The sequence below is a fragment of the Idiomarina solivarensis genome (assembly GCF_033052755.1).
In the GTDB taxonomy this organism is placed as follows: Bacteria; Pseudomonadota; Gammaproteobacteria; order Enterobacterales; family Alteromonadaceae; genus Idiomarina.
In genome coordinates this window covers 1-280 of the sequence record NZ_JAVFHZ010000020.1, presented here as the reverse complement: position 1 = coordinate 280, position 280 = coordinate 1, and the positions used below count along the sequence as shown (strand labels likewise).

General features: G+C 67.5%; 1 protein-coding gene. It reads right to left on the bottom strand.

The window, feature by feature from the left end; translation table 11 throughout:
- Nucleotides 1-280: ABC transporter substrate-binding protein (locus RBK99_RS13470; RefSeq protein WP_317505105.1), on the bottom strand; the 280-nt coding region annotated here is incomplete at both ends.

Genomic DNA, 280 nt, shown 5'->3' with positions numbered 1-280 from the left:
CGGTCCAGAAGGGCTCGGTCGGCAGATAGAGCGCGTCGACCTTGCCGACGAGACTCTGCGCGGCGGCGGAGACATCGGCGGTCCGGCCCGCCGAAGCCTCGACGATCTGGAGGTTGCGGGCCGGCGCCAGTGCCTTCACGGCGTTGAGCAGCGCGACGCTGTTGGCTTCGCCGGGATTGAAGACGACGCCGATCTTCTTGGCTGCGGGCACCAGCTCCTTGATCAGGTCGAACTGGGCTTCGAGCGGCGAGAAGTCGGAAATGCCGGTGACGTTGCCGCC